Source organism: Bradyrhizobium ottawaense, from assembly GCF_002278135.3.
Taxonomy (GTDB): domain Bacteria; phylum Pseudomonadota; class Alphaproteobacteria; order Rhizobiales; family Xanthobacteraceae; genus Bradyrhizobium; species Bradyrhizobium ottawaense.
Genome location: NZ_CP029425.2, coordinates 594,540 through 606,599 on the forward strand (window position 1 = coordinate 594,540; position 12,060 = coordinate 606,599).

Annotated in this window: 13 protein-coding genes and 1 pseudogene; 8 read left to right on the top strand and 6 right to left on the bottom strand. The window is 56.6% G+C overall.

What is annotated here, in order from left to right; translation table 11 throughout:
• The first annotated feature begins 101 nt into the window (after positions 1-101).
• Entirely contained in the window at positions 102-986 is an 885-nt protein-coding gene (locus CIT37_RS02760; RefSeq protein WP_095425361.1) for a hypothetical protein, read from the top strand.
• Positions 987-1,134: 148 nt separating this feature from the next.
• Positions 1,135-1,962, top strand: coding sequence for a helix-turn-helix domain-containing protein (locus CIT37_RS02765; protein ID WP_109866578.1), 828 nt, complete (start codon positions 1,135-1,137; stop codon positions 1,960-1,962).
• A gap of 175 nt (positions 1,963-2,137) precedes the next feature.
• Here CIT37_RS02765 and CIT37_RS02770 read toward each other — a convergent pair whose 3' ends face one another.
• Together CIT37_RS02770 and CIT37_RS40105 are read right to left on the bottom strand one after the other, a co-directional pair.
• Positions 2,138-2,743: a hypothetical protein gene (locus tag CIT37_RS02770; protein ID WP_095425363.1), complete on the bottom strand. Its 606-nt coding sequence runs from the start codon at positions 2,741-2,743 to the stop codon at positions 2,138-2,140.
• Positions 2,744-2,974: 231 nt separating this feature from the next.
• Positions 2,975-3,080 (bottom strand): annotated as a pseudogene (locus CIT37_RS40105) (IS5/IS1182 family transposase); the annotation flags it as partial.
• 308 nt (positions 3,081-3,388) lie between these two features.
• Between CIT37_RS40105 and CIT37_RS02775 the strand changes: the two are divergent.
• The 4 genes from CIT37_RS02775 (at position 3,389) to CIT37_RS02785 (ending at position 5,735) form a co-directional block, all read left to right on the top strand.
• A complete protein-coding gene (locus CIT37_RS02775; protein ID WP_050996185.1) occupies positions 3,389-3,820 on the top strand; it encodes a response regulator in 432 nt (143 codons plus the stop codon).
• A gap of 273 nt (positions 3,821-4,093) precedes the next feature.
• A complete protein-coding gene (locus CIT37_RS40110; RefSeq protein WP_095425364.1) occupies positions 4,094-4,333 on the top strand; it encodes a DUF6894 family protein in 240 nt (79 codons plus the stop codon).
• 193 nt (positions 4,334-4,526) lie between these two features.
• Complete coding sequence (locus CIT37_RS02780) at positions 4,527-4,766, top strand: DUF6894 family protein (RefSeq protein WP_036030131.1); 240 nt, start codon at positions 4,527-4,529, stop codon at positions 4,764-4,766.
• Between the two features lie 240 nt (positions 4,767-5,006).
• Positions 5,007-5,735 carry a Crp/Fnr family transcriptional regulator gene (locus tag CIT37_RS02785; RefSeq protein WP_095425365.1) on the top strand — a complete coding sequence of 243 codons (729 nt, stop codon included), beginning with the start codon at positions 5,007-5,009 and terminating at the stop codon, positions 5,733-5,735.
• A 296-nt stretch (positions 5,736-6,031) separates the two neighbouring features.
• On the opposite strand, the gene CIT37_RS02790 is transcribed toward CIT37_RS02785, so the two are convergent.
• Positions 6,032-7,720, bottom strand: a complete 1,689-nt coding sequence (locus tag CIT37_RS02790) for a methyl-accepting chemotaxis protein (RefSeq protein ID WP_095425366.1) — start codon at positions 7,718-7,720, stop codon at positions 6,032-6,034.
• Between the two features lie 700 nt (positions 7,721-8,420).
• On the opposite strand from CIT37_RS02790, the gene CIT37_RS02795 reads away from it, so the two are divergent.
• Positions 8,421-8,651 (top strand): hypothetical protein, encoded by a 231-nt coding sequence (locus tag CIT37_RS02795; RefSeq protein WP_334262546.1) that lies wholly within the window; start codon positions 8,421-8,423, stop codon positions 8,649-8,651.
• 74 nt (positions 8,652-8,725) lie between these two features.
• On the opposite strand, the gene CIT37_RS02800 is transcribed toward CIT37_RS02795, so the two are convergent.
• From CIT37_RS02800 to CIT37_RS02810, 3 genes are all read right to left on the bottom strand, one after another.
• The gene (locus CIT37_RS02800; protein ID WP_095425367.1) at positions 8,726-9,031 is read right to left on the bottom strand and encodes a hypothetical protein; all 306 of its coding nucleotides are present in this window, start codon (positions 9,029-9,031) and stop codon (positions 8,726-8,728) included.
• A gap of 690 nt (positions 9,032-9,721) precedes the next feature.
• Positions 9,722-10,024, bottom strand: a complete 303-nt coding sequence (locus CIT37_RS02805) for a hypothetical protein (RefSeq protein ID WP_095425368.1) — start codon at positions 10,022-10,024, stop codon at positions 9,722-9,724.
• A 982-nt stretch (positions 10,025-11,006) separates the two neighbouring features.
• On the bottom strand, positions 11,007-11,210 hold the full coding sequence (locus tag CIT37_RS02810; protein WP_095425369.1) for a hypothetical protein: 204 nt from the start codon (positions 11,208-11,210) through the stop codon (positions 11,007-11,009).
• 543 nt (positions 11,211-11,753) lie between these two features.
• On the opposite strand from CIT37_RS02810, the gene CIT37_RS02815 reads away from it, so the two are divergent.
• The gene (locus tag CIT37_RS02815; protein WP_095425370.1) at positions 11,754-11,981 is read left to right on the top strand and encodes a DUF6894 family protein; all 228 of its coding nucleotides are present in this window, start codon (positions 11,754-11,756) and stop codon (positions 11,979-11,981) included.
• Positions 11,982-12,060: the final 79 nt, after the last annotated feature.

Below are 12,060 nucleotides of genomic sequence, written 5' to 3' on the forward strand. Positions count from 1 at the left end.
AGACCGTGTACTCGACAGCTTTTTAGGGCGTCTCGGTTGAAAAATGGCAGTGAAAGGAAGAAGAATCGCTGTCTGTTGATTTGGAGATTCTCTCCCGAGTCATGGCGGTCTCAAAATACATCGACTTCGTGGACCTCGTTGATGGGTGGTCGGAGCAAAGCGGTGAGCTTCCATTGCTCACCCTGCGCCGCATCTGCGACGGGGCGATCTCTGGCCATTTTCCAGAAGGAACATTTGTGCTGCCGAACGGCGAGCCGATCGACCTTCTTGAGCTGTATTGGGCGATGAAAAGAGAGATCGGAGCGCACGCCCCGATCGATCGGGACTACGGAACTAAGCTCATCAATCGGATCATCGTTAGCAAGTCTGGGATACGCAGGTTCTGTGAACAACACGGGGTGGAGCTACCTCCCGGCGTCAGGTCATTAAAATCGAGCCTACGTCGTCTGGTGGGAAAGCCGCGACACCTCGGTCCTCCCGATTGTCCCGGTGGGCCCGCCGCTGCGGTCCGTCGAGAAGCGATCGACTGGGCGACGGCCGGCTTAGACACTTCGGAATATCTCATTGCAGCTGCACAGCATTCCATCGAAAGGGCGCCCGAACGCGAACTCGATCCTTGTCGCGACCATGGCCCAAAGATCGAAGCAGGTGACGAGCCCGGCCAACCCGCAAAGCCTGGCGAACACGGGCGCGAATGGAAGATCGTCGATACAGCGGCACGGCCTGCGTTCGAGGTAATCACTGAGCCAGTTCAAGTGTTTGACTCGCAGAGCAGGCGGAGCGCCGGCCGTCCTCCCGGTTCCGGCTCCTATCAAGCAGGTGATCTAGAGCTGGTCGAGGAGATGCGGGCTGATATCCTTGCAGGCAAACATACATCGATCGCCGCCGCGGCCCGGGCTCGAGTGTCGCGAGCAGCCGGGTTTGGCAGCGAGGCATCTAAGGAAAAGCGTCTTACAACGAGATATTCCGAGCGCTATCCCGCCTGACCACCCGTTTATCTGCTTTTCTCCTCCATTTAACTTCCGAGACTGGGCGATCTTATCTTGGCTAGCTGTCGACGCGCTGGATCGCGGAATCGTCCGCCTGTAGGCCAGCGCCCAACAGCGCTGGCCGATGCCTTTTCAAAAAAACGATATGCTGCTTGCCTTCAAGCACATTGCGATGTCGGAACTGCTCAATGGTACCGAAAAGCAGTTCGCAGTTTTCTTAGTCGATAGCTTCAATCGGAAGACCGGCCGGTGTGATCCTTCGGAAGAAACTGCCGCCCACATTCTCAAATGCAGCACGCGGACGATCATCAGGGCTGGCAATCGCCTCGTGGAAGCCAAGTTGTTCCGTAAGCGCAAGCACGCAGGCAACCGGCACTGCAATAGCTACGAGCCGAACTGGGAAGCCTTTCGCGAGTTCGAACACCAGTACCAGCTCCGGCGCAAAAAGTGGGCTGCTCGCTTTGAGCGTCCAAACTTGTCGCCTTCACATTGCCAACCTTGTCACTCTCAGACTGACACTTTCGGCTCCTCAACCTGTCAATCGCGTCACAGTCAGCCCGACAACGATGTCATACAAACCTCTTCCATCAACTCTATTGAAGGAATGGAGCCCACTAATCATATCTCATCAACCTTGCAGACCGACACTCGCAATGAACATCTCCCGCGCTGGAATAGAAGCAGGCTTAGCGATGAAGGAAAGGCTTCTGACGCCTTCGGTCGCCATAGCGGGCAGCGTATGAGTGCTGCAGCAGCGGCGGCGGAGGGGTCAGCCACTCTTAGGTGGAATAACGATCTACTGAATGAATTCCGCTCGACGCCAACGTTAGCCCTGATCGTGGATGCAATGGACCTTCCCATGCAAGAGACTGCGACGGCGGCAGAAATGAAACAGAGGGGAGGTGGAATGGCCTACATTATTGAAGAGCTTGTTGCTCGTGGGGTGTTGTACCGCAGCGGAGCTGGCCTCTGAGTGGACCAAATCTTTCAAAGGAGGCGCCGTGCGTTGACGGCTGCCTCGGGTGGCTGGCCCTGCTCTGTCCTAATCACTACAGGAAGCAGACATCTCGATCTTCCAGGTTGAGGTCAGCCACGGATTTAAGAGCAGGTGTAAGCTGCCAGCGAGATCGTCTCCGAATGCGTCTTCCTCACAAGGCATGCAATGCATTTTGGACAATAGAAATAACGGCGTCGCCCGGCATTCGGCCGGTGGTGGGCAATCGTTCGGCTAAAGTTAGCACCGCCCGCCATACGTCGGTCTTATCCATTACGGTGCAAACTTCTTTAGATCGTTCCGCGAAAAGTCCTGTTGCCTCTGCCTCGTTCAAGCCGACCCGTTGACAAGTCTCAATGACCTTCTGGCGGTCATCGCTGCACCCGCCGTCATACCAGACCAATTCGAATGGGACGTTTGCAAATTTTGCTTGTGCCGCTGCTCCGGCAGCAATCTCGAAAAGCCGTACGCTCGCCCATTCCAACGGATCGATGCCCATAAAAGAAAAGAGCTTGCGCCACTCCTCCACCGTCGGCCAAATGCCCTCCCGGATGCCTTCGCGCTCCCCAAATTCCTTTAGCCCGGGCATGTTGAGCGGTAGCTCGAACACGGAGCAGTGTGGACTGCCCCGGTCCATTTCTATCCAACGGATGGCGTTGTCATTGGTGATGCCTACACGGCCTATCGAGAGAACGCGGGCAACGGCATGGCCAGACTCATGGACAGCAGTATCTCTCCTTGCACCCCCACCGAAATCCATATGCTCACCTCCAACGATCAGACCACTGTAAACTAAACGCGCGATAAGTATCGTTTTAACTGGTCCGACGCATTCCGATCATGATCGACCTAGTCCTGGGAGTGCGCGAGCGTCGTTTTCGCACGGGTCCTTCTGGCACTTGGGTCGACCGCGGGTAATTCGCACCCCGCCGCTTCGCTAGCCGAAGGCATCGAAAAGTTAGGTTGACAAGGTTGACAAGGTTGACAGTCCACCGTTGAGGACACGACGGTCATTCACCCGCGGCACGCCGCGCGACTTATTCGGCAACATCGGCTTAACGACGGGGCGACTCATAGTCCGTGAGTTCGTAGCGCATGATTCGGCCCCTTCCGTTGTGTGGCTTGAATCATGGCTCGGCTGTCGGGCTCAACTGGTCGCTATGCACTCGAAAGCAGACCTATTATGCTCACCTTGAGTTTTGTCGTTCCTGACCCACAGCGGACTCCGGCGCATCGAGCTCCCCTGACGGAGTGGCTTTTAACTTAAGCTAATACGCCCGCAAAAGTACGGGATTGTAGTTCCGCCGATTGTGGCGCACCACAGGGTATCGCCGACCGAGGGCTCGTCCGTAGGCGTCGGCGGCTGAGAGACGTTCGCGCTCCCGCCTGCCAACCGGGAGGCCGAATGTCTCACTCTTCCATCGACGAAATAGCCCAGCAAAGCGACGTCTTCACTATGGTCGTTGAGGACGAGCCGTTGGTGCGAGAGTTCATTGCAGATGCCCTGAGCGACGGCGGCTTCCAAACGGAACTGGCTGCATCCGGCACCGAAGCGGTGCAGCTTCTGCGTGCCAACGTCGGCAAGTATCGCGCGCTGATCACAGACATCAATATGCCTGGACCGCTCAAAGGCTGGGACGTTGCCCGAGAAGCCCGAGAACTTAATCCGGAGATCCCTGTCGTCTACATGACAGGCGACGCGGCCCATCAGTGGCCTTCCATGGGTGTTCCCAACAGCTTGCTCTTACGGAAACCGTTCGCACCCGCTCAAGTCGTTACGGCCGTCGCAAGTTTGCTGAACAGCGTCTCCACCAGCGGAAACTCAATGCTGCCCTGAAGACGACGCCGGCGATTCTGCGTCCCGGGCCCACAGGACCTGATCACGAAGACTGCTTTTCCAAAATGGCCCGGGTCGGCAACGTGGCCTAATGAGAACAATCCTGAAGGAGCGGCGACGAAGGGTGCTCATGACCCGAAGCGGAACTGGAGTGCCTCCGCTTTTCTTTAGGAACGGCGGCCCTTCCATGCTAGTTGTCGTGCATCAAAGGGACTTCAACGGCCGCCTCTGACTGAGAGACGCTACAGCGCTCCCGCCCAAGGGAGTGAGCTTATGCCCCGATTCCACTTTCACATTCTCGACGGAAAGGCTCTGACCGACCATGAAGGATTGGAGCTGCCCGACATCGCCGCGATCAGGTGCGAGGCCATCCAGTTTGCTGGTGCGGTGTTAAGAGACCACAGAGCGGACGACATTTGGCCAGTCGAGCCTTGGCAGATGGTCGTCAACGATAGCCCAAATCCAAACACCGGCCGGATACACTTCAAACTGACAGTGACAGCGACGGAGTAGGCGCCGTGCGTTGTCACGCCTAACGTTCTTCGCTTCAAGCGTTGTATAGGTGGATCAGCCTTAACAAATGTTGGTACCGATCGCCCTTGGTGAAGATTGGCGATAGCGCGTCGTTCCTACGTATGCGCGAGATATCGTACTTGGCTCCGAGGCCCCGCCGTTATAGGCTGGCAGCACAATCCGATCTGAACCGATGGCCCTCTACTACTTTGATACCCGCGACAATGACTACTTCGTCCCCGATGACATCGGTGTCGAGATAGCCACGTTCGACCAGGTCAAGCTCGCCGCCTCTCAGGCGATGGCGGACTTTGCCAAGGACGTGCTGCCGGGTTCAGTCGTCCGCATCCTGTCAATCGAGGTTCGAGATTCCTCAGGGCCCGTGCTTCGCGTTGTGCTTCGCTTCGAGATCGAACATCAGCTGGCTCATTGAGCGGCGGTCGGGGCCTGCCGGCGTGCCAATTGGCGGCACGTTCTTAACTTGGACCACGCGGGCTCACGCTTAACTCAGCGGAACGTCCGACGATTTGAGGCTCGCAAAGCCGGTCTTATTCCTGTAGGTTACTTCTATCCCCGGCAGATACCATTGGGCGCTGGAGCTGAGAGTTCGAGGGACTCCCGCCTGTCCTGGCCGGAGTGGTTGCCATCATTCGGGTCGCAAGGGGATGATCCGGTGTCGGCAAATCTTGCAACAGCGCTTGTTACCAAACTCACCGTCTCGAACCATCTGGATGGCGACGACATCCGCGCCATTGAGAGCCTGAGGTTTCGCGAGCGGCACGTTGGCGCCCGGGAAGTCATTGTGGCCGATGGCGTTCGTCCCGGCGAGTGCTGCCTGATCGTTGAGGGGTTTGCCTCGCGCTCGAAGACGACGGCTGATGGGGCGCGACAGGTGTTGTCCTTGCACATCCCGGGCGACATACCCGACCTTCAAAGCCTCCACCTCAAGGTCATGGACCATGACCTTGTCACCATCTCACCTTGCACACTGGGGTTCATTTCGCACAGCGATTTGAGGGAAGTGACCGCACGGCGTCCAAACCTCGCCGCAGCCCTGTGGCGAGAGACCTTGATCGATGGTTCTATCTTCAGGGAGTGGATCGTGAATGTAGGGCGGCGAACCGCTTTGCCCAGAATGGCTCATCTGTTGATGGAGATGCACGAGCGGCTTCGAGCCATCGGCCGCACCCGGGAGGGAGACTTCAGCTTGCCCATCACGCAGGTCGAACTCGGCGATTGTTTGGGACTTTCAGTGGTCCATACCAACCGTACCCTTCAAGCTCTGCGCAAGGAGGGGTTGATAGAGACGGACCGATCCGGATTCCATTTGCTGGACCAGGGACGACTGGAAGAGTTGGCGGGCTTCGATCGGACCTATCTCCATCTGTCGCCGAGCGCCTAGTAAACTCGGAAGATTGATCGCTCCTCATCAGTCATCTTCAACTCTCCGAAGGCTGTTTAAATACCTAAGGCGAGCATAGTCTTTGGGACGTACAAATCCGAAGAGGTAAGACCGTGGTTAGGCGGCTCTTTCCTGAGAGTGTCCACCCCTGGTCCGTGGCAGACCTTGTCGCGCGGCCGCCAACTTGTCTGCTCCTGGCCCTTAGCCGACGTACCGCGACATCTCCCGGTCAGTCCGCTTGTGACCCACAGCGGACTCTAGGGCCAGCCTTAGCGTGTGATCTGGCGTTCATTCCGCTAAGCTGCCCGAACTGAGCTTAAGAATTTGCCAACCTCGAGCTTTAGTCGATTGCTGTCATGGGAGAGTGACTGAGCAGCCGATAACAGTTGAGACGACGCGGAACCCGTTTCAGTCGCCCCCTGCTGCACGTCGGTGATGTGAGTCGAGACACCATGCGTACCCTGAGCGGCTTGCTGTACGTTTCGCGAGATTTCCTGCGTAGCAGCACCTTGCTCTTCAATCGCCGCTGCAATCGTAGATGAGATTTCGGAAAGCCGCTCGATAGTTCCGCTGATCTGCCGGATCGCGGCAACCGATTCATCAGTTGCGCCTTGGATAGACGTAATTTGCTGACCGATTTCTCCAGTCGCCTTTGCGGTCTGTTCCGCCAGGGCCTTTACTTCGGAGGCTACAACAGCAAAGCCGCGTCCGGCATCGCCCGCGCGGGCAGCCTCAATTGTAGCATTTAGCGCGAGCAGATTGGTTTGACCCGCGATTGTGTTGATCAATTCCACGACGTCGCCAATGCGAGACGCGGCTTTGGACAGCGTGCCGACGCGTTCATTTGTAGCCCGAGCCTGCTGCACGGCCTCACTAGCAACCCGCGCAGACTCCTGAATTTGTCGGCTTATCTCAGTGATGGAGGATGCCAGCTCTTCACTCGCGGAAGCAACAGACTGCACATTTGTGGAGGCTTCTTCGGACGCCGAGGCGACCATCGTCGTCAATGTTTGCGACCGCTCGGCGGTTCTTGTCAACGTTGAGGCGGAAGCTTCAAGCTCCGTTGAAGCTGTGGAGACCGTCTCGACGATTTCACCAACAGCGCTTTCGAAGGCGTCAGCTAAATTGCGCATGTCGCGCTTGCGCTGCTCGGCGGCCGACTTCTCCCCCTCAGCCTGTGCTTCCCGCAGTCGTTCAGTCTCAATCGCGCTTTCCTTGAAGACCAGAACCGCACCGGCCATCTTGCCGATCTCGTCCTTGCGATCGACGCCGTCGATTGCGACAGCCCGGTCGCCGCCCGCAAGTCGCCTCATGATATCTGTCATCGCCACGATTGGTCTCGAGACACTCGCGATGATCAAGTATCCCATCAGAGCGCAAAGCCCGGCGGCTACCGCCAAGGCGCCCAAAATCCACATCCGGGCGGATCGGAAAACTTCGGCGCCTTTGTCCGCTTCCTTCTTGCCCGCATCTACATTGAAGGCGAGAACATCGGCGAACCCCTTGCGGACGAGCCTGAAGTCCTCGGCCATTTTGCTCATGTAGAATTGCGCGGCCTCATCCCGGTTCTTCTTCGCGAGATCGGCAAGCTGCCTGCCGTTTTGCAGATAGGTCGCCCAAGCCCTCTTGAGAGGTTCCACGATAGCCATCTCAGCCGGTGTAGTGACCGTGGGCTCGTATTTCTTCCAGACCTGGTCAAAATCTTGGAGCGTTTCTCCTATCAGGCCTTCCGAGCGAGCTACCTCGCTCGCACTTGACGAGAGGACCAACTGCCCTTGGCGCTGCCGCACTTGCTCGGCGGACTTGGAGAGCGAGCCAAGCCATCCAGTCGCGGGCAGCCAATTGTCGCGGATTTCGGCCGCCGATTCATTCACTGAACCCAGGCGATCAACGGCGAAGGCGCCTAAGCCTAGCGCCGCGAGGACCACGACGGAGAATGCCGAGAAAACCTTGTTTCGAATCGAAATGTCGGTGAGGCGCATTATAGTACCTACTTGGCTGAATTTTGTACAACTTGTAAGCAGCGTAGGTTTGTTCTCATTGAGAGCGAGTAAATTTTAGCATTAATTATAGGCAAATGCCGATTTTCTAAGCAACTACTGGTGCGCTTGTGAAGGCGACGCCACCTCAGCATTCACCAAATGTCGCTAGACTTCGCCCCGGAAAGGGATCAAGCGCCTTCTGAACTGTCAGAAGTGCTGCGACATGTTCAAAGCCCGGAGTGGGCCGGAATTCCCGAACTCAGGCGAGATCGGCGCGATGGACGACTCGCCCGGAGGAATTTCAGTTCCGGGCGCTCCCAGAACGTGCATGACACTCTTGAGTCACACGGCTCCCGATGCTCGGCCGTTGCCATGACGGACCTGACTGCCCACGGCCGAAAACCGGCGCTGTTGACCCTAAGCTGACACTTTTTGGATCGCTTTTTGAGTGCGCAAAGCCGCCGGGTGCTAGCTGTTTCTGACCTCGGTGGCGTAATTTGAATTTGCGAGTGGCTCAGTTGAGTAGGTCGCTCAGTTTGAGTAGGTTTAGAAGATTAATTGTTTCCAGCCTTGTATCAAAAGATGCAGAACCAACCCCGGGGGTAAGTCATTATCCCTTCATCACGGAGCGGACCTCGGCTTTTGTCCGTGATGAGAACGCGCCTTGCGCTCCCGCCTTTCTCAAACGGAAAAGGAGCGCGCTGTGACGATCATTCCTCGGCGTCGTTTCAAACAAACAAAATCACTCAAGGAACGGCTTCTCGAAGAAGCTCACAAGCTCTTGGAGGAGGCCAGATTGCTGCCGCACGGACCGGTGCGCGACGCGGCATTATTGAGAGCGAGGCAAGCAGAGACTGCCGCTCATATGGAAGACTGGCTCAACTCGCCCGGCCTACGGCCGCCGAAGAAGGACGATCTCCCGGGGCCGAAGTGAGGCCGCCTCGGTGGATGGCCTCTTTCAAGGGATGCGAGCAGGTAGGCCAAGCGCCGCAGAAACGGCGCATCTGCTCACGGCACTTTTCGCCCGAGGTCTCTTAGGAGCGAGTGGAGAAAATCACTCGCATGGTCGTACCGCGCGCCGCCGCTCGCGATTTCACGGGCCCGCGGCTCCACTACACTGCCTACTGTTTCTGGACCGAGTAGGTCAGCTTTTTCGGACCATTGCTGCAGCAGGCGATCAGAAATATATTCCGCAGACCCGAACAACCTCAAAAGGCATTCCTCGGCTCCGGCTTTGTGATCGTGATGAGCTTTCGCCGCGTAGAAGGCGAATAGTCCACGAAAAGCATCACGGGAAACGGCTGGTTTTGCCATTGCAATGTCCCCGCAGAATTGAATTCTCAACGAAGAGGCCACCTCAAGGGCGGCCTCAGGAGTTCACTGCTGATCTAAATAACACGTACTAAAACCCCTGCCGCAGCGTTGCCGTTGCTTCAGAACCCGGGTGTAAATAGATGCGAGATGAACGCCAGCCCCGGTCCTCAGAAGCATGCCAAGTTGATTCGCTTCTGCCAACAAGAATCTGACTGCTGTCGGGAAAAATCGGCAATCCCAATCTATGTCAGTTTATTTGACATACACACCAAGCCGTTCGGCAAGCCAAGTATCATAATGATCCATCAAGCACGTGCTCGACGAGTTCGGCAATTAGGTCATAGCAAAGGAAGGGCCTCTGCGATGGTAGACGAACTACTCGAGGCCTTTGATGCGAAGGTAAGCGCATGGCCTGTTTGCAGCCGCTTGGTTCGATACAGCGGTTTGTCTGGAGTTGGGAGCAAAGCCGACCTGTAGGCTGAGCGCCCGGACTTCTCAGTTTGACCCATCGCGGACATTCGGTGCTCTCGGTCCATGAAGCGACCCTCGTGGGGAGCGGATCTTCGGTGCCTAAAGTTAAGGACCGGCGCGGTCGATCAAGATTTCCCCCAACACCCAGAATCCGGCTGGGCGCTACAGAGCGCACACACAAGGAAAAAGTTGCGCTCGGGAAAACGTTAAGTGATCTCTCTAAGAGGACGCTTTGGGTGCTTTCTTATTTTTCTGGCGGATGAAGCTGACCTTCAGCTCATCACCGTTCACCCCATCGAGTTGGCATCGGCGATATGCAAGGCCGGTAGAGGAGAGAACAAGAAAGAACTCGATTAGGGATAAACCCTCAATTGAGGTTTCAATTTGGAGGGTCGCACCCGCATCAGAGACATCCTTGAGTTTACAGGAGCGCCGCCAAGTTCCATCGATGCCCATCAACTGCACGGGCAAGCTATGCTCGAATGTGACCCTTCGGCCTTCTTGTTCTTTGTCTTTTGGCATGGGCAAACAGAAACACTCTGCCGATGCTAAGCAAGGGGTGACTAAGGAAAGGTAACTGGCTCGGGAAAAATAGGCATCCCCTAATCTCGGCTAATTCTGGGCCAGTTCCGAAGGCTCAAAATACGACACGTAGTCCGCTTGGCTCGCGGGCGACGTTTGGCTCGGATATGGTCTGTCGGGGCACACCATAACTGACGCGGCACCGTTCAAACCGGCGCTTTGGACCCTGAGGGGATTTTTGACCGCCTGACGTCGGGATTTGTTCTCGTTCAACGGTTGGCGCTGGCCTGTTTCCGCGCGCGGTGGCCTAATTGATTTTGGGAGTGGCCTGATTCAAATAAGAGCGACGACCGCAGACTATCCCGGCTGTGAGCCTGCGGTCTCGCTCCACCTTTCCACACGATCTATGGAGCAGGCACAGGGGCCGCCTTGCCACCGGCCTTGGGGGCTAACTTGGGGGTTCGGAAAGGCCAAAACGATCCGCTCCCGACCGCGTGGCCCGCCGGCTTACACTGGTCTTGTTATGCAAAGCAGGCAATGATTGCGAGAACCACGTCCGCTCCTAGGTCGCCGGAATACATTGTGAAGAGAAACCCGGCTCCAAGGGCGACTACAATTGCTTTGAGGGTAATCATCTCGAAAACTCCCCGTTAATCAGAGGAGCATAGGCCCAGCTCGTTTCAGGACTGTTTCGGGCGCTCTGTGGATGGTTTCGTTCACCAGAGCGTTATCTGTATCGCTACGGAAAACGGCGAAGGCCGCAGCGGGAGGTTCATTCGCTACGGCCCGCGCCTGTCAAAAAACCCGGGTGAAAACTTCTAAGTGAAATATGAGACCAGTCCCGGTGATCAGGAACCCTATTGGTCGGCGGCCTGGCTGCCCTCATCGTCACCGAAGCTTGCCTGCTCGCGCTTGATTGGCTTGTCCTGAGCAACGACGACGTGGCTGCGGTTATCCGCTGACCACACCAGAATTTTGAAGACTATCTTTTTTGCGGATCGTCGCGCCGTTGTGCCGCTTCGGTGTTGCGATCCAGCTGCGCGCGGTGGCGCCGGTTCAAGCGCCCTGATTTCAGAGTTCCATAAAGGATGGCGCCGCCAAGTATAAATGCGCCGATGAACCACAGCCAAAGGAGCGAGACTGACGTATCGCCTCCTAATAGCATGCCTACCCCGCTGTTGCCCATTCGGTTCTCCTTGTAAAGCACCCACCGGGTGGGCCACCGACCGTTCTTCTAGCCTCACGTTTCCGCGCTAAAAAATCTTTGGACGCTGTTCAAGGCCTAGTGCCGCTCGCGCGCTTGCCTCTTTCGCCGTTCTCCGTCGTCCTTCTTCAGAACCGCTAGGAAATGCCATCCCAATTTCGCGCGCCCGTTTTCGAATTGATCGGCGGCCCCTATTCAGAACGGTACAAGCGCGAAAGATCGAGGGGCCTCCATCGAGGGTGCGAAGCCGCTCTGTCTGCTCAGACGTCCATGAATCAGACGTACATGAAAAGGTGTATGCCTTGGTCATAATTACCTAATTATTCGCCGCATCGACTGTTCCTAGCCAAAACGTAGCCTCTTCGGCAGATAACACTTGTCCCACGCTTGAATGGAGCTTGCATCGTTTGGTTGGCACCCGGCTTTTCTCCGGAGATCGTCTCTATCTGGCTCCGCGCCGACGCGCAGAGATTCGTCGATCGGCGGGTTTGACCCCCTTTACCTACATCTGAACCCTGCAACTTGATGCGATACTTTTTCGACATCCGCGATGACTCCTACTCCGCAGATGATGATGCCGGAGAATATCTACCGGACATCGATGCTGCACGTCGAGAGGCCGTCCGAATCGCAACTCAGATCGCAGGCGACATTTTCTTGGCTAAAGGCTCTGAAGTTCGCGTTGTGGTCAGGGGAGAGCTAAAGCCCCTTTTCGAAATCACCGTCAAACTGAAGACCAAGGATCTTCCTTGATCAGGGCTAAGGGACCACCGGCAACTTACCTCTTCGCTCCAGGCGCGATTGAGAGCTCTCGCAAACAAAAGCCCAGGTT

What these genes read in the sequence shown, in the direction of transcription:
- CIT37_RS02760 (WP_095425361.1), top strand. Translation starts at nt 102, where the DNA reads ATGGCGGTCTCAAAATACATCGACTTCGTGGACCTCGTTGATGGGTGG.
- CIT37_RS02765 (WP_109866578.1), top strand. Translation starts at nt 1,135, where the DNA reads ATGCTGCTTGCCTTCAAGCACATTGCGATGTCGGAACTGCTCAATGGT.
- CIT37_RS02770 (WP_095425363.1), bottom strand. Translation starts at nt 2,743, where the DNA reads ATGGATTTCGGTGGGGGTGCAAGGAGAGATACTGCTGTCCATGAGTCT.
- CIT37_RS02775 (WP_050996185.1), top strand. Translation starts at nt 3,389, where the DNA reads ATGTCTCACTCTTCCATCGACGAAATAGCCCAGCAAAGCGACGTCTTC.
- CIT37_RS40110 (WP_095425364.1), top strand. Translation starts at nt 4,094, where the DNA reads ATGCCCCGATTCCACTTTCACATTCTCGACGGAAAGGCTCTGACCGAC.
- CIT37_RS02780 (WP_036030131.1), top strand. Translation starts at nt 4,527, where the DNA reads ATGGCCCTCTACTACTTTGATACCCGCGACAATGACTACTTCGTCCCC.
- CIT37_RS02800 (WP_095425367.1), bottom strand. Translation starts at nt 9,031, where the DNA reads ATGGCAAAACCAGCCGTTTCCCGTGATGCTTTTCGTGGACTATTCGCC.
- CIT37_RS02805 (WP_095425368.1), bottom strand. Translation starts at nt 10,024, where the DNA reads ATGCCAAAAGACAAAGAACAAGAAGGCCGAAGGGTCACATTCGAGCAT.
- CIT37_RS02810 (WP_095425369.1), bottom strand. Translation starts at nt 11,210, where the DNA reads ATGGGCAACAGCGGGGTAGGCATGCTATTAGGAGGCGATACGTCAGTC.
- CIT37_RS02815 (WP_095425370.1), top strand. Translation starts at nt 11,754, where the DNA reads ATGCGATACTTTTTCGACATCCGCGATGACTCCTACTCCGCAGATGAT.